The organism is Streptomyces sp. NPDC049577, from assembly GCF_040675635.1.
Classification (GTDB): domain Bacteria; phylum Actinomycetota; class Actinomycetes; order Streptomycetales; family Streptomycetaceae; genus Streptomyces.
In genome coordinates this window covers 1-19,459 of the sequence record NZ_JBFAPH010000093.1, presented here as the reverse complement: position 1 = coordinate 19,459, position 19,459 = coordinate 1, and the positions used below count along the sequence as shown (strand labels likewise).

18 protein-coding genes are annotated in these 19,459 nt (G+C 71.5%); 13 read left to right on the top strand and 5 right to left on the bottom strand.

The window, feature by feature from the left end; all coding sequences use genetic code 11:
• Nucleotides 1-123: 123 nt before the first annotated feature.
• The 6 genes from AB0K09_RS13380 (at nucleotide 124) to AB0K09_RS13355 (ending at nucleotide 5,257) form a co-directional block, all read left to right on the top strand.
• Nucleotides 124-1,302, top strand: coding sequence for an acetoin utilization protein AcuC (locus tag AB0K09_RS13380; RefSeq protein ID WP_366065477.1), 1,179 nt, complete (start codon nucleotides 124-126; stop codon nucleotides 1,300-1,302).
• A gap of 155 nt (nucleotides 1,303-1,457) precedes the next feature.
• Nucleotides 1,458-2,276 carry a phosphatase gene (locus AB0K09_RS13375; RefSeq protein WP_366065476.1) on the top strand — a complete coding sequence of 273 codons (819 nt, stop codon included), beginning with the start codon at nucleotides 1,458-1,460 and terminating at the stop codon, nucleotides 2,274-2,276.
• Nucleotides 2,277-2,404: 128 nt separating this feature from the next.
• Nucleotides 2,405-2,614 (top strand): helix-turn-helix domain-containing protein, encoded by a 210-nt coding sequence (locus AB0K09_RS13370; RefSeq protein ID WP_366065475.1) that lies wholly within the window; start codon nucleotides 2,405-2,407, stop codon nucleotides 2,612-2,614.
• A gap of 110 nt (nucleotides 2,615-2,724) precedes the next feature.
• A complete protein-coding gene (locus tag AB0K09_RS13365; RefSeq protein ID WP_003948845.1) occupies nucleotides 2,725-2,823 on the top strand; it encodes an AURKAIP1/COX24 domain-containing protein in 99 nt (32 codons plus the stop codon).
• Nucleotides 2,824-3,143: 320 nt separating this feature from the next.
• On the top strand, nucleotides 3,144-4,202 hold the full coding sequence (locus AB0K09_RS13360; RefSeq protein ID WP_366065474.1) for an NAD-dependent epimerase/dehydratase family protein: 1,059 nt from the start codon (nucleotides 3,144-3,146) through the stop codon (nucleotides 4,200-4,202).
• Nucleotides 4,203-4,216: 14 nt separating this feature from the next.
• The gene (locus AB0K09_RS13355; RefSeq protein WP_366065473.1) at nucleotides 4,217-5,257 is read left to right on the top strand and encodes a lysophospholipid acyltransferase family protein; all 1,041 of its coding nucleotides are present in this window, start codon (nucleotides 4,217-4,219) and stop codon (nucleotides 5,255-5,257) included.
• A 202-nt stretch (nucleotides 5,258-5,459) separates the two neighbouring features.
• Here the strand turns inward: AB0K09_RS13355 and AB0K09_RS13350 are convergent, their stop codons facing one another.
• From AB0K09_RS13350 to AB0K09_RS13335, 4 genes are all read right to left on the bottom strand, one after another.
• The gene (locus AB0K09_RS13350; protein ID WP_366065472.1) at nucleotides 5,460-6,659 is read right to left on the bottom strand and encodes a DUF5667 domain-containing protein; all 1,200 of its coding nucleotides are present in this window, start codon (nucleotides 6,657-6,659) and stop codon (nucleotides 5,460-5,462) included.
• Between the two features lie 204 nt (nucleotides 6,660-6,863).
• Entirely contained in the window at nucleotides 6,864-7,682 is an 819-nt protein-coding gene (locus AB0K09_RS13345; RefSeq protein ID WP_366065471.1) for an ECF subfamily RNA polymerase sigma factor, BldN family, read from the bottom strand.
• A 393-nt stretch (nucleotides 7,683-8,075) separates the two neighbouring features.
• The gene (locus AB0K09_RS13340) at nucleotides 8,076-9,023 is read right to left on the bottom strand and encodes an HAD-IB family hydrolase (protein WP_366065470.1); all 948 of its coding nucleotides are present in this window, start codon (nucleotides 9,021-9,023) and stop codon (nucleotides 8,076-8,078) included.
• 127 nt (nucleotides 9,024-9,150) lie between these two features.
• Nucleotides 9,151-9,435 (bottom strand): glutaredoxin family protein, encoded by a 285-nt coding sequence (locus AB0K09_RS13335; RefSeq protein ID WP_366065468.1) that lies wholly within the window; start codon nucleotides 9,433-9,435, stop codon nucleotides 9,151-9,153.
• A 348-nt stretch (nucleotides 9,436-9,783) separates the two neighbouring features.
• Here AB0K09_RS13335 and AB0K09_RS13330 point away from each other — a divergent pair, with 348 nt between their 5' ends.
• The 6 genes from AB0K09_RS13330 to AB0K09_RS13305 all read left to right on the top strand — a co-directional run bounded on the left by AB0K09_RS13330 (nucleotide 9,784) and on the right by AB0K09_RS13305 (nucleotide 16,371).
• On the top strand, nucleotides 9,784-10,578 hold the full coding sequence (locus tag AB0K09_RS13330; protein WP_366065467.1) for a redox-sensing transcriptional repressor Rex: 795 nt from the start codon (nucleotides 9,784-9,786) through the stop codon (nucleotides 10,576-10,578).
• A gap of 40 nt (nucleotides 10,579-10,618) precedes the next feature.
• Nucleotides 10,619-12,031 carry a glutamyl-tRNA reductase gene (locus tag AB0K09_RS13325; protein WP_366065466.1) on the top strand — a complete coding sequence of 471 codons (1,413 nt, stop codon included), beginning with the start codon at nucleotides 10,619-10,621 and terminating at the stop codon, nucleotides 12,029-12,031.
• A complete protein-coding gene (gene hemC, locus AB0K09_RS13320; RefSeq protein WP_366065465.1) occupies nucleotides 12,028-13,008 on the top strand; it encodes a hydroxymethylbilane synthase in 981 nt (326 codons plus the stop codon). Before AB0K09_RS13325 ends, hemC begins: the two co-directional genes overlap by 4 nt.
• The gene (locus AB0K09_RS13315) at nucleotides 13,005-14,654 is read left to right on the top strand and encodes a bifunctional uroporphyrinogen-III C-methyltransferase/uroporphyrinogen-III synthase (RefSeq protein WP_366065464.1); all 1,650 of its coding nucleotides are present in this window, start codon (nucleotides 13,005-13,007) and stop codon (nucleotides 14,652-14,654) included. Before hemC ends, AB0K09_RS13315 begins: the two co-directional genes overlap by 4 nt.
• Nucleotides 14,651-15,643: a porphobilinogen synthase gene (hemB, locus tag AB0K09_RS13310; protein ID WP_366065463.1), complete on the top strand. Its 993-nt coding sequence runs from the start codon at nucleotides 14,651-14,653 to the stop codon at nucleotides 15,641-15,643. Before AB0K09_RS13315 ends, hemB begins: the two co-directional genes overlap by 4 nt.
• Before the next feature lie 260 nt (nucleotides 15,644-15,903).
• Nucleotides 15,904-16,371 (top strand): ATP-binding protein, encoded by a 468-nt coding sequence (locus tag AB0K09_RS13305; RefSeq protein WP_366065462.1) that lies wholly within the window; start codon nucleotides 15,904-15,906, stop codon nucleotides 16,369-16,371.
• An 11-nt stretch (nucleotides 16,372-16,382) separates the two neighbouring features.
• Here AB0K09_RS13305 and argS read toward each other — a convergent pair whose 3' ends face one another.
• Nucleotides 16,383-18,140: an arginine--tRNA ligase gene (gene argS, locus AB0K09_RS13300; RefSeq protein WP_366065461.1), complete on the bottom strand. Its 1,758-nt coding sequence runs from the start codon at nucleotides 18,138-18,140 to the stop codon at nucleotides 16,383-16,385.
• A 159-nt stretch (nucleotides 18,141-18,299) separates the two neighbouring features.
• On the opposite strand from argS, the gene lysS reads away from it, so the two are divergent.
• On the top strand, nucleotides 18,300-19,459 hold a 1,160-nt coding region (gene lysS, locus AB0K09_RS13295), incomplete at its 3' end, for a lysine--tRNA ligase (RefSeq protein ID WP_366065460.1).

Sequence of the window (19,459 nt, the reverse complement as noted above, 5' to 3'; positions counted from 1 at the left end):
TGGGGGACCGTGTGGGAGAGTAGGACGCCGCCGAACTATTGTTGAGAGAAAGCCCTGGCAGGGTTCCCCTGCCAGGGCTTTCTCGCGTTTACGGCAAGGTTCCCAGCCAGTACCGTGACGGCTATGAGCGGCGGTCGTGCACAGATCATGTGGGACGAAGCGGTAACTGGTTACGACTTCGGGCCGGGGCATCCGATGGACCCCGTACGGCTCGCCCTCACCATGCGGATGGTGGAGGCGTACGGGCTCGACCAGGCGGCGCGTGTCGTCGCGGCGAAGCCGGCCGGGGAGTCCACGCTGCGGCTCGTCCACCGCGAGGACTACATCGCGGCCGTACGGGCGGCTTCCGCCGATCCGGGGTCCGCCGACGGTTCGTACGGGCTCGGGACGCCGGACGACCCGGCGTTCGCGGGGATGCACGAAGCCTCCGCCCTGATCGCGGGTCAGTCCGTGGCGGCCGCCGAGGCCGTGTGGTCCGGGGAGGCCCTGCACGCCGTCAACTTCGCGGGCGGGCTGCACCATGCGATGCCCGGGTCGGCATCGGGATTCTGCGTGTACAACGACGCGTCGCTCGCCGTCGCGAGGCTGCTGGAGCTGGGGGCCGAGCGGGTCGCGTACGTGGACGTCGACGTGCACCACGGGGACGGGGTGCAGGCGGCGTTCTGGGAGGACCCGCGGGTGCTGACCATCTCCCTGCACGAGCACCCCCGCACGCTCTTCCCCCAGACCGGCTGGCCGGAGGAGACCGGCGCGCCGGGTGCCGAGGGCAGTGCCGTGAACGTGGCGCTGCCCGCCGGCACGGGTGACGCGGGATGGCTGCGGGCCTTCCACGCGGTCGTACCGGAGCTCCTGGCCGCCTTCCGGCCGCAGGTGCTGGTGACCCAGCACGGTGCCGACACGCACTTCGAGGACCCGCTCGCGCACCTCGCCGTGTCGGTCGACGCGCAGCGCCTCGTCGCCGAGGCGTGCCACGGGCTCGCCCACGAGCACGCGGACGGCCGCTGGGTGGCCCTGGGAGGTGGCGGATACGCGGTCGTGGACGTCGTGCCGCGCTCGTGGACGCATCTGGTGGGCATCGCCGCCGGGCGGCCCGTGGCGCCCGAGGAGGCGGTGCCGGAGGCATGGCGGGCGGAAGTGTACCGACGCACACGGCAGTTGGGGCCGCTGCGGATGACGGACGGGCGCCCGAGCCCCGAATGGCGGGACTTCTCCGACCACGGGTACGACCCGGCGGACCGGCTCGACCAGGCGATCCTTGCGACGCGACGGGCCGTCTTCCCGGCCCACGGGCTGCTGCCGTAGCCGCGCGCAGGCCCGCCCGAGCCGCCGCGCCCGTACCGGCCCGCCCGAGCCGGTCCGCCGACGGTGGGCGGCCGGCGGCCCGCGCATTGCCCTGCCCGGGCTAATTCCCGCGCATCGGCCCGCGCCCCGGGCGCCGGTCCGCCAGCATCGTGCCCGTGCCCACCCCGCGTGACGCCCTGCGCGCTCATCTCCTCGCCACCCGCATCGCCGGGTGTGTCGCCACGCCGCGCGAGCGGAGCCTGACGCGGTACCGGAGGTTCGCGGCCCGCGACCCCGGGGTGCTGATCGGACTGGAGCCTGAATATGACTGGCGCTTCGGCGACTTGTTGCGCCTGATGGCTCAAAGGTGTGGAGTTTCGGCCGATTCCAAGGACACTTCCGGGCAGGATGTGATCGATCCGGAGCGTACGATCGTGGCACTCGATGCCTTCGCCGATCGCCTGGCGAAGGTGGCCGCGGCCCGGGCGCCGGTGCTGATCGGGACCGGCCACCCGCATCGACTCCTGGGCTTCTACGCCGGGTTGGCCGCCGGTCTCTCGGCGGCGGGATGTGATGTCCTCACCCCGGCTCAGGGTCGAAGTGTCGACATAACGACCCGGTTCGGGGTACGCACATACAACCTTGACTACGTCCGAGGAGTCGCGCTGGTGCGTGAACCCGGCGCGCGGCCGTCAGCGAGTGAGCCGGGCGCGCATACGCATTCACCCCTGCCGGTTCGGGTGGCTCTGGCCGCCGCGGCGGAGGGCGAACAGGGGCTTCCCGCGCTGGTCATCGGGGACCACGGATGGCTCTGCGGGGCAGGTCAGCTGGGGTTCGAGGCCATCGGGCCGGCCGACTCGGACGACCCCGCGCCGTTCGTCGGTCAGGCCGAGGGGCAAGTGTCCGTGGCCGTTCCGCTTGATGACACTGTGCGGTCTGATTACTACCGACCGCTTACTCGCTATGTACTCAATCGAGCGTGTCTGTCACAGTAGGCGGCCGATGGCTGCTCCTCTTCCCCACTCGCATCACCCGCCCCTAACCTGGGGAGTGAGCGCGCAGCGACGAGGAGTCACCGGAGGGGAAGCCGGTGCGCGTCATGTGCGGAAGGTTCAGGTGTGTCATGGCTGCTGGCGAAAGGCCTCTCAACGAGGTTGTGTTCCTGACCGTGGCGGAAGTCGCCTCGGTGATGCGAGTCTCCAAGATGACCGTGTACCGGCTGGTGCACAGCGGTCATCTGCCGGCGATCCGGGTGGGCAGGTCGTTCCGGGTCCCAGAACAAGCGGTGCAGGAGTACCTCCGGGAGTCCTTCGTGGGGGTGGAAACAGCCTGACGGGAACCCCCGATTACGCGGTTCGCGCGGTGGCGGGTAGGCTGGCCCGATGTAGGTCGTGTGGGCTCGGACGCCCCGCACCGAGTGAATCGATGTAAGCGAGGGTAGTCGTGGGCTCTGTTATCAAGAAGCGGCGCAAGCGGATGGCCAAGAAGAAGCACCGCAAGCTGCTCAAGCGCACGCGCGTTCAGCGTCGCAACAAGAAGTAAGCACGCCGCTGTGCTCGTCCCGCAGCCCTCCCGCCGTCAATGGTGGGAGGGCTGCGGTGCGTTGTGGCCGCCCTCGCGTCGTCGCGGAGCCGTCACGGATCCGCCATTGAGCCGGGGCCGGGCCGGCGCCGAACCGGGTCCGCGGCCGTGAATCCGGCGGGCCGGGCCCCCACACCGGAGTAGCGGTGAGTAAAGCTTTCGCTACGGCTTGAAATGTCGCTCCGCTCTCCTGGCGGTCATCACAGTGCAACAACGACCCGCTACGGTTGCCGCGTCAGGGCACCGCTCGTCGGGCGAGGGTGGGAAGGAAGGCGCTGATCTTGGGGAAGGTCGTGCTCGTCACCGGAGTCGCACGGCAGCTGGGTGGCCGGTTCGTCCGGCGCATCCAGCGCGAGCCCGACGTCGACCGTGTCATCGGGGTGGACGCGGTGCCACCCGAGCACCATCTCGGCGGGGCCGATTTCATACGGGCGGACATTCGCCACCCCACGATCGCCCGCGTGCTGGCCGAACACGGCGTCGACACCGTGGTCCACATGGACGTGAACGGCACGCCCCTGGGCAAGCGGGGCAGCAGGCGCGGCAGCCGGGCCACGGTCAAGGAGACCAACGTCATCGGCACCATGCAGCTGCTCGGTGCCTGTCAGAAGACGCCCACGATCAAACGACTCGTGGTCAGGTCCAGTACGAACGTGTACGGATCCGCGCCCCGCGATCCCGCGGTCTTCACCGAGAACACCCCGCCCAAGTCCCTGCCCAGCGGCGGCTTCGCCAAGGACGCCGTCGAGGTCGAGGGATACGTGCGGGGCTTCGCGCGCCGCCGGCCCGATGTGGCCGTGTGCGTGCTGCGCTTCGCCAACGTGCTCGGGCCCCGCGCGGACTCGCCGCTCGCCGAGTACTTCTCGCTGCCCGTCCTGCCCACCGTGCTGGGCTTCGACCCCCGGTTGCAGTTCGTCCACGAGGACGACGCCATCGAGGTCCTGCGTATCGCGACCGGCGAGCCCGCGCGCGGCACGCTCAACAGCGGGACCTTCAACATCGCGGGCGACGGGGTGCTGCTGCTGTCCCAGGCCGCCCGGCGGCTCGGCCGGCCCACGCTGCCCGTCCTGCTGCCGACCGTGACCCTGGTCGGCTCGGTGCTCCGCTCGGTCGGCGCGCTGGACTTCTCGCCCGAGCAGATCCGGCTGCTCACCCACGGGCGGGTCGTCGAGACCACGCAGATGCGCGAGACCCTGGGCTTCTCCCCCCGCTATTCCTCCGCCGAGGCGTTCGCCGACTTCGCGCGCAGCCGCGGAACGGGGCTGCTGCCGCCCGAGATCCTCGCCCGTACCGTCGACCGGATCGCCGCGCTTGTGCCTGCCGGCAGCGGCCAGAACTGAGGAGCGCACCCACCATGGCGGATGCCAAGGTCATCCCGTTCGGCGACGAACCGCGGGCCAAGCGGCGGCCCAAGCGCGCGGGCCGGCCCCGGGCGAACCGGGCTCCCGCCCCGCTGGCCCCCGTTCCGGCGCAGCGCGAGCCGGAGCCGCTGCCGGCCGCCGAGGAGCCGCCGGTGGCCGCACAGCGGCCCGACGGGGAGCCGGAGGGCCGGGACGGCGGCTGGGAGCGGAAGCTGGCGCACGGGCTGAGCTTTCTGCGGCGGCGGATCACCGGCGAGTACGAGGTCGACGACTTCGGCTTCGACGAGGAGCTCACCGACCAGGTGCTGATGTCCGCGCTGCGGCCGTTCTACGAGAAGTACTTCCGCGTCGAGGTGAAGGGCATCGAGAACATCCCGAAGGAGGGCGCCGCCCTGGTCGTCGCCAACCACTCGGGCACGCTCCCCGTCGACGGGCTCATGCTCCAGGTCGCGGTGCACGACCAGCACCCCGCCGCGCGGCACATCCGGATGCTCGCCGCCGACCTGGTCTTCATGCTGCCGGTGGTGAACGAGCTCTCCCGCAAGCTGGGGCACACCCTCGCCTGCGCCGAGGACGCGCAGAAGCTGCTGGAGCGCGGCGAGGTGGTGGGCGTCATGCCCGAGGGCTTCAAAGGGATCGGAAAGCCCTTCGCCGACCGCTACAAGCTGCAGCGGTTCGGCCGGGGCGGATTCGTCTCCACGGCGCTGCGGGCGGGCGCGCCGATCGTGCCGTGCTCGATCGTCGGGGCGGAGGAGATCTATCCGATGCTCGGGAACGCGAAGACGCTGGCGCGCGTGCTGGGCATTCCCTATTTCCCGCTGACGCCGACCTTTCCCTGGCTCGGGCCGCTGGGAATGGTGCCGCTGCCGACGAAATGGACCATCCAGTTCGGCGAGCCCATTCCGACGGACGGATATCCGCCGGAGGCGGCGGACGATCCGATGCTGATGTTCAACCTCACGGACCAGGTGCGGGAGACGATCCAGCACACGCTCTACAAGCTGCTGGTGCAGAGGCGATCCGTGTTCTTCTGACCGGGGCCGCTGTCACGGGCCGACGGACGGAGTCCGGAGCGGTCGTCGGAAGCCTGCGGAGCAGTGCGAGGGCGACGGACAAGAGGGGCCAAGCTGCTGGTGCAGAGGCGATCCGTGTTCTTCTGACAGAGAAGCCGACGGCGGTCGGTGTTCTTCCGAGTCCGAGGATGAAGAACACCGACCGCCCGTGAGCTGCCGACCGCTACTTGTCTTCCTGGTGGTGGATGCCGAGGCCCGGGAGGATGTCCGGCAGGAGCGGCGGGATGGTGACGTCCCCCTGCTTGCCGGGCTTGCCGTCCTTGCCGTGGGTGGCGCCGGACGGGCTGGAGCTCTCGCCGGAGGGCGGCTCGAGCAGGCCCGTGCCGCCGAGGAGCCCCTCGTGCTCGGTGCGGGCGCTGGGCGAGGACTGGCCGGGGTGGCTCTCGGGGTGCTTGCCGTCGGCCGTGGAGGGGGACTGGCGGGCGGGCGCGGAGTGGCCCGCGCTGCCCGGAGCGCCGTGCGGGGAGGATTCGCCCCGGCCCGGGGTGCCGTGCTTGTCCTGCGGGGTGTGCAGCAGGGACTGCAGCGGCGCCACCTCATGGTCTATGGCGTCGAAGACCGAGCTCACCTGGTCGCGCACGTCGGTGAGTTGGACGGGCAGCTTCTCGCGGAGCTTCCCCCAGCTGTCGCGGTGGGAGGCGGCGAAGGTCGACAGCAGCCGCATCGGGCCGAGCGAGCCGTCCCGCTCGTAGACCCCGTGGAGCAGCCGGTGGGCCTCGGCGGCGTCGTGCCGCATGCCGGCGAGGGTCTTGCGGATCTCGGCCAGGGACTCGTGGTCGAGATGGCCCGTGCGGGCCCGTTCCATCAGCCGGCGGACCTCCTGGAACCGGGTGGACGCCTGGTCCAGGTAGAGCCCGCCCTTGGCCGAATCGCCCTGCGCCATGTCGAGCTTGAGGTCTTCCATGCCGCGCTTCAGCCCGTACAGCGTGTCGCCGGGGAGGGCGTTGGTACTGGCCGCGGCCACGCCGCCGAAGGCGCCCGCGGCCACGCCCACGGTCAGGCCGCCCGCCGCGATGCCCTTGGTCCAGCGCGAGCGCGGCTTGAGCCGGCCCAGCGGACTGGCCCGGTGGGCGCCCCGGCCGGGTGCCGTGCCCGCACGGGGCTCCGGGACCGCGGCGGAGCCCGAGGCGAACTGGCTCTCCATGGCGGCGATCAGCTGCGCCCGCTGGACGGTCCTCACCTCGGGGTCCAGCTCGGGCGCCGGCAGCGCGGCGAGCCCGCTCGCCAGCGCCAGCAGCTTGCCCTGCTCGGCGTCGTCCGCCGATGGGCCGGGCCGTGCGGCCGCCGCGCCCTGGAGTTCCTGGTCCTCCAGGGCCTGGGCGAAGGCGTTCGCCCGCCGGTGCGCCGAAACGTTCGCGATCACAGGCGGCACCTCCTCTCGTCATGACGGTCGACTCCCTTGGACACCTGAAGGGTTGCACGCCATGAGGGCATCCACTCGAACGAGTGAGTAGACAAGAGCTTGGCGCGACCTCGGGGAGTCTGCATCCCGGACAACGAGCGGCGCGGCAGTCGGGTTACGCGGGCGGTCCGAGCTGCCCGCCGGTGAGTGAAAAGGGGCACGGAATCAGCGGGCGTCGTCCGGCAGCAGCCTCGCGAGCGTCCGGACGGCGCGGTACTGGAGGGTCTTGATGGCGCCCTCGTTCTTGCCCATGACGCGGGCGGTCTCGGCGACCGAAAGTCCTTGGAGGAAGCGCAGGGTGACGCATTCCTGCTGCTGTGGATTGAGCTTGCGGACCGCCTCCAGGAGCGCGGCGTTGGAGAGGGATTCCAGCACCGAGTCCTCGGGGCTGCGCTCCACCTCGTTGGCGTCGAGCATCTCGCCCGTGGTCACCTCGAGCCGGAAGCGCGACGACTTGAAGTGGTCGGCGACCAGGTTCCGCGCGATGGTCACCAGCCAGGCCCCGAAGTCGCGGCCCTGCCAGGTGAAGGTGCCGATCCGGCGCAGCGCGCGCAGGAACGTCTCGCTGGTGAGGTCCTCGGCCGTGGCCCGGCCGCCCACCCGGTAGTAGATGTAGCGGTAGACGGTGTCGGCGTACTGGTCGTAGAGCCGGCCGAAGGCCTCGGCCTCGCCGGCCTGGGCCCGCTCGACGAGGTCCAGCATGCGGGCGCTGTCGCTGTCGGCGCTCGGGCGCCGGGTGGTGGTGGGCGCGCCGCCGGCGGCCCGGGGGGCGGCGCCGGTGCCGCGACGGGCGCGTCTGCCCACCGCCGCGCTGCCCTCGGCGAGGGCGTAGCAGGGGCCGGCCGGGCCGCCTCCTACGGCAGGGGTCAGCGTGGCGAAGGCGGGGACGGCGTACGCGGTGGGGACGAAGCCGCGCAGACGGTCGAGGACCGCCGCGCGCAGCGTAGCCAGGCCCGAGGCGTCAACCCCGACGTGTGGGTACACGGGACTCCCAGAGGCAGAGCTTCCATCACGAGCAGTGCGGGACCGTTCACTCGTCGTAGGGACAAGTGGGTACCGGTTTGCGTCTGAGGAGAATAACCCTTCGTACAGGCAGCGCTACACCCAGTTGCTTAAATCATCGATTCCGTGCGTTCTTCTTACGGTTGTCGCTCGCTCAAATATCGAACTCAGAACGGAAGTTGACCGGATTTGCCGATGGTGTGGTCGATTGGGCAGCGTGTTGTGGCAATCCGGACACGGGAGGACTGCCGGTGGGCGGACACGGGTATGACAAACGGATTGCCTGTGCGATGGATTCGGTTACGCCGCGTGGTGAGCAGGCGCGCCGGAGAGTCGCCCGAAGCGGTGATGGCACAAGGGTGACGCGCGCCGGTGTCAGCGGCGGCGGCGCTGGATCGCGGCCGCCGCGGCCGCGCCGCCCGCGAGGGCGCCGAGGCCCGCCGCGGCGGGAATGCCGATCTTGGCCGCCTTGCGGCCGGTGCGGTAGTCGCGCAGCCGCCAGCCCTGTTCCCGGGCGTGCTTGCGCAGCCGGCTGTCGGGGTTGACCGCGTAGGGATATCCGACGATCGACAGCATCGGGATGTCGTTGGCCGAGTCGCTGTAGGCCGCGCAGCGGGACAGCTCCAGCCCCTCGGCCGCCGCCAGCGCCCGTACCGCCTCGGCCTTCGCGGGGCCGTGCAGCAGCTCGCCGACCAGCTTGCCGGTGTAGATGCCGCCGACCGACTCGGCGACCGTGCCCAGCGCGCCGGTCAGGCCCAGCCGGCGGGCGATGATCGTCGCGGTCTCGACCGGGGCGGCGGTGACCAGCCACACCTTCTGCCCGGCGTCGAGGTGCGCCTGGGCGAGCGCGCGGGTGCCGGGCCAGATGCGCTCGGCCATGTACTCGTCGTAGATGTCCTCGCCGATGGTCATCAGCTCGGAGACGCGGTGGCCCTTGACGATCGACAGGACGCTGTCGCGGGCCTCCTGCATGTGCTCGGGGTCCTCGATGCCGGCGAGCCGGAACCAGGTCTGCTGCCAGGCGAAGCGGGCGAGCTCGCGTTTGCCGAAGAACTGCCGCTTGTACAGGCCGCGGCCGAAGTGGTAGATCGCGGCGCCCTGCATGATCGTGTTGTCGAGGTCGAAGAAGGCCGCGGCCTTCTCGTCGCCGACGACGGGGAAGTCGGGTTCGGCGGGCGGGCCGGGCGCGTCGAGCGCGTCTTCGTTCTCCTGCGCGGACTTGCGGGCCGCCTCCGCGGCGGCCTCGCCCGCGAGCACGCTGCGGGCGGTGGCGGAGCGCCGGCGCGGCAGCAGCCATCCAGTGAGCCATCCGAGTGCGGCCATGCGGCGAGCATAGCCAGTTTGTTCGGGGTAACCGGAAGGCGGGACGGTGCGATGGCGTGAACACTCCGCGGCGGTGCGGTGGCCCGGTGTCCGGCGGCGGCCGCGCCGAGGGCGGCCCCGCAGGGCCTCAGGCGGTGAGCGCCTTGCGCAGCCGGTCGGGGTTCACCCGCCAGAAGTCGTGCTGGGCGCCGTCGATGAGGACGACCGGGATCTGCTCCCAGTACTTGCGGTGGAGCTCCTCGTCCTGGGTGATGTCCTTCGTCTCCCAGGGCGTGCCGAGCTCGCCGCAGACCTGGGCGACCACGGCCTCGGCGGCCTCGCAGAGGTGGCAGTCGGGCTTGCCGATCAGGGTGACCGTGCGATCGGCGGGGTTCTTGCGGGCGCGACGTGACAGAAGGGGCATGGGAGTCATTGTGCGCGATCGCGCGGGGCGGAATGGGTGCCTGAGTCGACTACCATCGTGGGCGTTTTGTTCCCATGAAGTGGCGGCTGGGTGGCAGCCGAGTGGCAGCGCGGTGAGGAGTGAGCGTCCGTGTCCCCGTCGACGCGCCCCTGGGGCTCATGTGGCCCCTGTGACGGTCGCGGCGGCAGCGGGGATGGTTCCCGGATCCGGGCGATTCACCGCGTGACGCCGGTCACTTTGACCGGACAAACCGGACACCATCTTTGTGCACGCGTTCACAAAGGCATAGCCTGCGTTCGACAGGGCGGTTCTGGGACAAGGCGCTGCCCGCAGCCCCGCTCTACCCGCAGGAGCACCGTGGCAACTGGCCGAACTCACCGACCGGCGACCCGAAGCCGAGGGATCCCCGAGGCCACCGTCGCCCGGCTACCGCTGTATCTGCGTGCGCTGACCGCGCTCTCCGAGCGTTCGGTCCCCACGGTCTCCTCCGAGGAGCTCGCGAGCGCGGCGGGAGTCAATTCCGCCAAGCTCCGCAAGGACTTCAGCTACCTCGGCTCGTACGGCACCCGTGGTGTCGGCTACGACGTCGAGTACCTCGTCTACCAGATCTCCCGCGAGCTCGGCCTGACCCAGGACTGGCCGGTCGTCATCGTCGGCATCGGCAACCTCGGCGCCGCCCTGGCCAACTACGGCGGCTTCGCCTCCCGCGGCTTCCGGGTGGCCGCCCTGATCGACGCCGACCCCGCGATGGCCGGCAAGCCGGTCGCCGGGCTGCCCGTGCGGCACACCGACGACCTCGAATCGATCATCAGCGAGAACGGCGTCTCCATCGGCGTCATCGCGACCCCGGCCGGCGCCGCGCAGCAGGTCTGCGACCGGCTCGTCGCCGCCGGGATCACCTCCATCCTGAACTTCGCCCCCACGGTGCTCTCTGTTCCGGACGGGGTCGACGTGCGTAAGGTCGATCTGTCCATCGAACTGCAGATCCTGGCCTTCCACGAGCAGCGCAAGGCCGGCGAGGAGAGCGCGCAGGGCACCTCCGCGACCCCGCCCCGCCCGGGCGGCGCCGCGGCCCGCGCGGCCGCCGGCGGGGTCGCGCCCGCCCCCGGAAAGGGACCGGACGGGGACGTCCCCGCCGTGATGCCGGCATGAACGTGACGTCGGAACGCCCGGATCGACAGGGGGGACGAGCATGAGCCTTCTCGTCGTCGGTCTCAGCCACCGCAGTGCGCCGGTGAGCGTGCTCGAGCGCGCCGCGCTCGCCCGCGAGACGCAGGCCCGGCTGGTGCACGACACGCTGGCCGCGGAGCCCGCCACCGAGGCGGCCGTCCTGGCCACCTGCAACCGCATCGAGCTCTACGCCGACGTGGACAAGTTCCACGCCGGTGTGGCCGAGCTGTCCACGCTGCTCGCCCGGCACACGGGCGTGCCGCTGGAGGAGCTCACTCCGTATCTCTACGTGCACTACGAGGACCGGGCCGTCCACCACCTCTTCTCGGTGGCCTGCGGCCTGGACTCCATGGTCGTCGGCGAAGGCCAGATCCTCGGCCAGATCAAGGACGCCCTCGCGCTCGGCCAGGAGCTGCACACCGCCGGGCGGCTGCTGAACGACCTGTTCCAGCAGGCGCTGCGGGTGGGTAAGCGCGCCCACAGCGAGACCGGGATCGACAAGGCCGGCCAGTCGCTGGTCACCTTCGGCCTGGAGCGTCTCGCCTGCGGTGTGCCGGTGGCCGACTGGGTCGCGGGCAAGCGCGCCCTCGTCATCGGCGCCGGCTCCATGTCCTCGCTCGCGGCGGCGACGCTCGCGCGCGCCGGCGCGGCGCACGTGGCCGTCGCGAACCGCACGGTGGAACGGGCGGAGCGGCTGGCCCGGATCCTCACCGAGCCGGGCGCGCCCGGTGCGGTCACCGCGTCGGCGGTGAAGATGGCGGCCGTACCGGACGAGCTGGCGCTCGCGGACATCGTGGTGTCCTGCACGGGGGCGACCGGCCTCGTGCTGACCGTGGACGTCATACAGAACGCGCTGGCCACCCGTCCGGCCGCGGCCCCCTCGACGGGCGCGGGCACGGTCGCCGGCACCGGTGCGGACGTCCGTCTGGCCCTGCTCGACCTCGCCATGCCGCGCGACGTCGACGCCGCCGTCCACCGTCTGGAGGGCGCCCGGCTCGTCGACATCGAGACGCTCGCCGAGGCCTCCGCGGACGCGCCCATGGCGGCCGACGTCGACCAGGTGCGCTCGATCGTCTCCGACGAGGTGGCCGCCTTCGGCGCCGCCCAGCGGGCCGCGCACATCACGCCCACCGTGGTCGCGCTGCGCGCCATGGCGGCGGACGTCGTGGCCGGCGAGATGGCGCGGCTGGACGGACGGCTCCCCGGGCTGGACGACAAGCAACGCGCGGAGATCACCCAGACGGTGCGCCGCGTCGTCGACAAGCTGCTGCACGCGCCGACCGTGCGGGTCAAGGAGCTGGCCTCCACCCCCGGCGGCGCCGGCTACGCCGACGCGCTGCGCGAACTCTTCGACCTCGACCCGCAGGCGGTGGCGGCCGTCAGCCGGGCGGACACACGTGCCGACAGGCACACCACAGCACGGGAGCCGGCATGAACGACGGCATGAACAACACACAGGGGCGTCCGCTGCGCCTCGGCACACGCCGCAGCAAGCTGGCCATGGCGCAGTCCGGCCAGGTGGCCGAGGCCGTGCGGAAGCTGACCGGGCGCCCGGTCGAGCTGGTCGAGATCACGACGTACGGCGACGTCTCGCGCGAGGCCCTCGCGCAGATCGGCGGCACCGGCGTCTTCGTCTCCGCGCTGCGCGACGCGCTGCTCGCGGGGGAGATCGACTTCGCCGTGCACTCGCTGAAGGACCTGCCGACGACGCAGCCCGACGAGCTCGTCCTCGCCGCGATCCCGGTCCGCGAGGACCCGCGCGACGTGCTGGTCGCCCGCGACGGGCTGACCTTCGAGCAGCTGCCCGACGGCGCGCGCATCGGCACGGGCTCCCCGCGCCGCATGGCGCAGCTGAACGCCTGGGCGCGGGAGGCCGGCCGTGCGATCGAGACGGTGCCCGTCCGCGGCAACGTCGACACCCGCCTCGGCTTCGTCTCCGGCGGCGAGCTGGACGCCGTGGTGCTGGCCGCCGCGGGTCTGGCCCGCATCGGCCGGAGCGCCGAGGTCACCGAGTTCCTGTCCACGGACCAGGTTCTGCCCGCCCCCGGCCAGGGGGCCCTGGCGATCGAGTGCGCCGCGACCAACGCACCGCTCGCCGCCGCGCTCGCCGAGCTCGACGACCCGCACACCCGGGCCGCCGTGACCGCCGAGCGTTCCCTGCTCGCCGCCCTGGAGGCCGGCTGCTCCGCACCCGTGGGTGCGCTGGCCGACGTCCTGGTCAGTGAGCAGGTTGTCACCGAAATGCGCCTGCGCGGCGTCGTCGGCACCACCGACGGCTCGACGCTGGTGCAGCTGTCCACCACCGGTCCCGTGCCGGCGTCCGGCGACGAAGCCGCGGCCCTCGGCCGTGAGCTCGCCGCAGCGATGCTCGACAAGGGTGCGGCCGGTCTTATGGGGGAGCGAGCACATTGAACCCCACCGCCCCTAACCACCCCGCGCCCGGGCACGTCACCTTCCTCGGTGCCGGTCCAGGAGACCCGGGACTGCTGACGCTGCGCGCCGTGGAGGCCCTGGCGGCCGCGGACGTCCTGATCGCAGATCCGCAGGTGCTCGACGTGGTGCGCGCGCACGCGCGCGCCACTGTGGACATGCCTGCACTGACGGTTACTGACGAGTCGTCAAAGGCCGCCGACGTCCCTGTCCTTCGGGACGCGGCCAATCTTGTCATGTCGTCCGCGCGCTCCGGCAAGCGGGTCGTCCGTGCGGTGCTCGGCGATCCCGGGCTGGACGGCGACGCCTCCGAGGAGATGCTGGCCTGCGCCGGTGAGGGCATCACCTTCGAGGTCGTGCCGGGCATCGCCACCGCGGTCGGCGTGCCGGCCTACGCCGGTGTGCCGCTGCGCGACGGCCAGGGCGGCGACGTGCGGTTCGTCGACGCCCGTACCGCCTCCGCCACCTGCTGGGCCGAGGTCGGCGCCAGCGAGGTCACCGCGGTCGTCTCCACCACGCTCGACTCGGTCGTCGCGGCCGCCGGCGAGCTGGTGTCGGCCGGCCGCAAGCCGGAGACGCCGCTGAGCGTCACCGTGGCCGGCACGACCACGCGCCAGCGCACCTGGACCGCCACCCTGGGCACGGTCGCCCAGGTGCTCAAGGCGGCCAAGGTGCTGCCGTCGGCGGACGGCGCGCAGCCCGTCATAGCCGTGGTCGGCGAGCGCAGCGCGGCCCCGGTGCGCGACCGGCTCTCGTGGTTCGAGTCCAAGCCGCTCTTCGGCTGGAACGTGCTCGTGCCGCGCACCAAGGAGCAGGCCGCCTCGCTCTCCGACCAGCTCCGTTCGTACGGCGCCGTGCCGCACGAGGTGCCGACCATCGCCGTCGAGCCGCCGCGCACCCCGCAGCAGATGGAGCGCGCGGTCAAGGGCCTGGTCACCGGCCGCTACGAGTGGATCGCCTTCACCTCGGTCAACGCGGTCAAGGCGGTGCGCGAGAAGTTCGAGGAGTACGGGCTCGACGCCCGCGCCTTCGCCGGCATCAAGGTCGCCGCGGTCGGCGAGCAGACCGCCAAGTCGCTCGTCGAGTTCGGCGTGAAGCCGGACCTGGTGCCCAGCGGCGAGCAGTCGGCCGCCGGCCTGCTGGAGGACTGGCCGCCCTACGACCCGGTCTTCGACCCGATCGACCGGGTGTTCCTGCCGCGCGCCGACATCGCCACCGAGACCCTGGTCGCGGGCCTGATCGAGCTGGGCTGGGAGGTCGACGACGTCACGGCGTACCGCACCGTGCGCGCCTCGCCGCCGCCGGCCGAGACCCGGGAGGCGATCAAGGGCGGCGGGTTCGACGCCGTGCTCTTCACCTCCTCCTCGACGGTGCGGAACTTGGTCGGCATCGCCGGCAAGCCCCACAATGTGACGGTCATCGCCTGCATCGGCCCCGCCACCGCGAAGACCGCGGAGGAGCACGGCCTGCGGGTGGACGTGCTGTCGCCCGAGCCCTCGGTGCACAAGCTGGCCGAGGCGCTCGCGGAGTTCGGCGCGGCCCGGCGCGACGCGGCCCTGGAGGCCGGCGACCCGGTCACCCGCCCGAGCGAGCGGCGGCCCGGATCACGCAGAAGGGCACGCAGTTGAGCATCACGTACGGAACGTTCCCCGGGGCCCGGCCCCGGCGGCTGCGCACAACCCCGGCCATGCGCCGCATGGTCGCGGAGACCGCGCTGCACCCGGCCGATCTGATCCTTCCCGCCTTCGTGCGGGAGGGCGTCGCCGAGCCGGTGCCGATCTCCGCCATGCCGGGGGTCGTCCAGCACACCCGTGACACCCTGCGGAAGGCGGCCGTCGAGGCGCTGGAGGCGGGCGTCGCCGGGATCATGCTGTTCGGTGTGCCCGAGGACGCCAAGAAGGACGCCCTCGGCACCGCCGGCACCGACCCCGACGGCATCCTCCAGGTCGCCATCCGGGACGTGAAGGCCGAGGTCGGCGACGAGCTCGTCATCATGTCCGACCTGTGCCTGGACGAGTACACCGACCACGGCCACTGCGGCGTCCTGGACGCCGAGGGCCGGGTGGACAACGACGCGACGCTGGAGCGCTACGCCGAGATGGCGCAGGTCCAGGCCGACGCGGGCGTCCACGTCGTGGGTCCGAGCGGCATGATGGACGGCCAGATCGGCGTCATCCGCGACGCCCTGGACCAGACGCACCACGAGGACGTCGCGGTCCTCGCCTACACCGTGAAGTACGCCTCGGCGTTCTACGGCCCCTTCCGGGAGGCCATCGGCTCCTCGCTCCAGGGCGACCGCAAGACCTACCAGCAGGACCCGGCCAACGCCCGGGAGTCGCTGCGGGAGCTGGCGCTCGACCTCGCGGAGGGCGCCGACATGGTGATGGTCAAGCCGGCCCTGCCCTACCTGGACATCCTGCACCGGGTCGCGGAGGCCGTGGACGTGCCGGTCGCGGCGTACCAGATCTCGGGTGAGTACGCGATGGTCGAGGCCGCCGCGGCCAACGGCTGGATCGACCGCGACCGCGCCATCATGGAGACGCTCACCGGCATCAAGCGCGCCGGGGCGAACATGATCCTCACGTACTGGGCGACCGAGGTCGCGCGGCAGCTCTGAGCCTGTCCGGCGGATCTTCACCTGGGCCGCGGCGCGGTCCGGTACCGCCGGGACAGGCTCCGGCCGGCCGGTTCTTCGCGAACGGCGGCGCTCCCCGCAGGGGTGAGCGCCGCCGTTCGTCGTATTCGCGTCGTGTGTCAGCCTTCGCCACCCCGCGCCACCCACACCGGTCGAGTCTCGCCGAAATGAGTGACCCGTGGCACCGACCGGCCAACCATGACTACCGTGTGTGTCAGGCTGCTCACTCTACGGAGGCGTGCATGAATCAGGACCCCGAACTCACGGACGACTGGGAGTACACGCTTCAGGTGCCCTCCGACCCCATGGCCCCGTGCATCGCCCGGCGCACGCTGCGGACCATCTTCGAGGAACACGGCTTCCTCGAACTGGCCGACGTCGCCGAACTGCTGACGTCGGAGCTGGTCACCAACGCCTACCGCTACTCCGACGGCCCCGCCTCGGTACGCGTCAAGCGCGACGGCGACCGGGTCCGGGTGGCCGTGTGGGACACCAACCCCCGGCTGCCCGCCCTCGACGGCGTCGCCCTCCCGGACGCCGAGGCCGAAGCCGAACAGGGCCGCGGGCTGGGACTCGTCCAGTGGTGCGCCGACAGCTGGGGCGGCTTCGCCCTGCGCGACCAGCCCCAGGGACTCGTCGGCAAACTGATCTGGTTCGAACTGGGCGCGCAAAAGGGCCCTTCCCCCTGCGGGAAGGGCCCCATGGCCTAGCGCGGGAGCGGTCAGAGGCGCTCGGGCGTGCGGATGCCGAGCAGCGCCATGCCCTGCCGCAGCGTGCGGGCCGTCAGGTCGCACAGGAAGAGACGGTTCTCGACGAGCTCCGGCGACTCGGCGCGCAGCACCGGGCACTGGTCGTAGAAGGCCGTGTACAGCGAGGCCAGCTGGTAGAGGTAACCGGCCAGCTTGTGCGGCGCGTACTCCCCGGCCGCCTCCGCCACCGTCGCCGCGAACTGGTCCAGGTGCAGACCCAGGGCACGCTCGGCCGGCGCCAGCGCCAGCTCCGGGTGCGCGACCGGGCCGGCCTCGCCCGCCTTCCGCAGGATCGACTGGATACGGGCGAACGCGTACTGGAGGTAGACCGAGGTGTCACCGTTGAGGGACACCATCTGGTCCAGGTCGAACTTGTAGTCGCGGGCCGCCGAGGTCGACAGGTCCGCGTACTTCACCGCGCCGATGCCCACCTGGGCACCGCGCTCGGCGATCTCCTCCTCGCTCAGGTCCCGGGCCTTCTCCCGGACGATCGCCGACGCCCGGGAGATCGCCTCGTCCAGCAGGTCGACCAGCCGGACCGTCTCGCCCTCACGCGTCTTGAACGGCTTGCCGTCCTTGCCCAGCACCGTGCCGAAGCCCAGCTGCACGGCCGAGACCTCGTCGGTCAGCCAGCCGGCCCGGCGGGCCGTCTCGAAGACCATCTTGAAGTGCAGCGACTGCCGGGTGTCCACCACGTACAGCAGGGTGTCGGCCTTGAGGTTGAAGACCCGGTCGCGGATCGCCGAGAGGTCCGTCGCGGCATAGCCGAAGCCACCGTCGGACTTCTGCACGATCAGCGGGACCGGCTTGCCCTCCGGGCCCTTCACGTCGTCGAAGAACACGCACAGCGCGCCCTCGGAGCGGACGGCCACGCCCGACTCCTCCAGCAGCCGGCAGGTCTCCGCGAGCATGTCGTTGTAACCGGACTCGCCGACGATGTCCTCGTCGCGGATCTCCACGTCCAGCTTGTCGAAGACCGAGTAGAAGTAGATCTTCGACTCGTCGACGAACTTCTGCCACAGCGCGAGCGTCTCCGCGTCGCCCGCCTGGAGGTCGACCACCCGGCGCCGGGCCCGCGTCTTGAACTCCTCGTCCGAGTCGAAGAGCGCGCGCGAGGCCTTGTACAGCCGGTTCAGGTTCGACATGGCCTCCTCGCCGGAGGTCTCCCCGGCCCGGTGGTCCAGCTCGTGCGGGTGCTCGATCAGATACTGGATGAGCATGCCGAACTGGGTGCCCCAGTCGCCGATGTGGTGACGGCTGACCACCTTCTCGCCGGTGAACTCCAGCAGCCGGACGACCGAGTTGCCGATCACCGTGTTCCGCAGGTGGCCGACGTGCATCTCCTTGGCCACATTCGGCTGCGCCCAGTCGATCACCGTGGTGCCCGGGTCCTCCTTGAAGGGCACGCCCAGGCGCTCGTCCGCCGCGCGGGCCGCGAGCGTCCCGGTGATCGCCCGGTCGGCGACCGTGATGTTCAGGAAGCCGGGGCCGGAGACCTCGACCTCACCGATCAGCTCACCGGCCGGCAGCCCCGCCACGACCTTGCCCGCCAGCTCCCGCGGGTTGGCCCCCAGCTTCTTCGCCAGCGCCAGCATGCCGTTGGCCTGGAAGTCCGCCCGGTCGCTCCGTCGCAGCAGCGGGTCGACGACACCGGCCTCCGGCAGGGCTGCCGAGACGGCGTCCGCGATGCGCTGGTCGAGCGAGGAAGCGAGGGAGGGAACCGAAGCCATGGGATGGGTGCCATTCCGGTAGGCGGCGTTTTCGACACCCCGAGTATCCCATGCGTGTACCACAGCCCCGGCGGCAATTACGGCCCGCCCGGGCAACCCCGGACGCACGCCCGCCGTCTGGGAGAATGGTCATGCCAGGACCGTAAGGAAGGAAGTGCCGTGGCTCAGGCTCAGAGCACCGAGGCCGACTGGGTCTCCCGTTTTGCCGACGAGGTCATCGCCGAGGCGGAGCGCCGCGCTCCCGGCAAACCGATCGTCGTCGCCTCGGGCCTGTCGCCCTCCGGCCCGATCCACCTCGGCAACCTGCGCGAGGTCATGACCCCGCACCTGGTCGCCGACGAGATCCGCCGCCGCGGTCACCAGGTCCGCCACGTGCTGTCCTGGGACGACTACGACCGCTACCGCAAGGTCCCGGGCGGCGTCCCCGGCATCGACGAGTCCTGGGCCGAGCACATCGGCAAGCCCCTGACCTCGGTGCCCGCCCCCGCCGGCTCGGCGTACCCGAACTGGGCCGAGCACTTCAAGGCCGCCATGGTCGCCTCGCTCGCCGAGCTCGGCATCGAGTACGACCCCATCAGCCAGACCGAGCAGTACACCTCCGGCGTCTACCGCGAGCAGATCCTGCACGCGATGAAGCACCGCGCCGACATCGACGCGATCCTCGACCAGTACCGGACGAAGGACAAGGCCACCGGCCAGCCCAAGGCCAAGGGCAAGCAGCAGCAGAAGCCCGTCGACGAGGCCGAGCTGGAGGCCGCCGAGGGCTCCGGCGCCGCCGCCGAGGACGACGGCAGCGCGGGCGCCGCCGGCTACTTCCCGTACAAGCCCTACTGCGCGGCCTGCGAACGCGACCTCACCACCGTCACCGCCTACGACGACGAGACCACCGAGCTCGCCTACACCTGCGTCTGCGGCCACACCGAGACCGTCCTGCTCAGCGAGTTCAACCGCGGCAAGCTGGTCTGGAAGGTCGACTGGCCGATGCGCTGGGCCTACGAAGGCGTGATCTTCGAGCCCTCCGGCGTCGACCACTCCTCGCCCGGCTCCTCCTTCGTCGTCGGCGGCCAGATCGTCCGCAAGATCTTCGGCGGCGAACAGCCCATCGGCCCCATGTACGCCTTCGTCGGCATCAGCGGCATGGCCAAGATGTCCTCCTCCAAGGGCGGCGTCCCCACCCCCGGCGACGCACTGAAGATCATGGAAGCGCCGCTGCTGCGCTGGCTCTACGCCCGCCGCAAGCCCAACCAGTCCTTCAAGATCGCCTTCGACCAGGAGATCCAGCGCCTCTACGACGAGTGGGACAAGCTGGAGGCCAAGGT

What these genes read in the sequence shown, in the direction of transcription:
- AB0K09_RS13305 (WP_366065462.1), top strand. Translation starts at nt 15,904, where the DNA reads ATGAATCAGGACCCCGAACTCACGGACGACTGGGAGTACACGCTTCAG.
- argS (WP_366065461.1), bottom strand. Translation starts at nt 18,140, where the DNA reads ATGGCTTCGGTTCCCTCCCTCGCTTCCTCGCTCGACCAGCGCATCGCG.
- AB0K09_RS13335 (WP_366065468.1), bottom strand. Translation starts at nt 9,435, where the DNA reads ATGACTCCCATGCCCCTTCTGTCACGTCGCGCCCGCAAGAACCCCGCC.
- AB0K09_RS13325 (WP_366065466.1), top strand. Translation starts at nt 10,619, where the DNA reads ATGAGCCTTCTCGTCGTCGGTCTCAGCCACCGCAGTGCGCCGGTGAGC.
- hemC (WP_366065465.1), top strand. Translation starts at nt 12,028, where the DNA reads ATGAACGACGGCATGAACAACACACAGGGGCGTCCGCTGCGCCTCGGC.
- AB0K09_RS13380 (WP_366065477.1), top strand. Translation starts at nt 124, where the DNA reads ATGAGCGGCGGTCGTGCACAGATCATGTGGGACGAAGCGGTAACTGGT.
- AB0K09_RS13355 (WP_366065473.1), top strand. Translation starts at nt 4,217, where the DNA reads ATGGCGGATGCCAAGGTCATCCCGTTCGGCGACGAACCGCGGGCCAAG.
- AB0K09_RS13340 (WP_366065470.1), bottom strand. Translation starts at nt 9,023, where the DNA reads ATGGCCGCACTCGGATGGCTCACTGGATGGCTGCTGCCGCGCCGGCGC.
- AB0K09_RS13370 (WP_366065475.1), top strand. Translation starts at nt 2,405, where the DNA reads ATGGCTGCTGGCGAAAGGCCTCTCAACGAGGTTGTGTTCCTGACCGTG.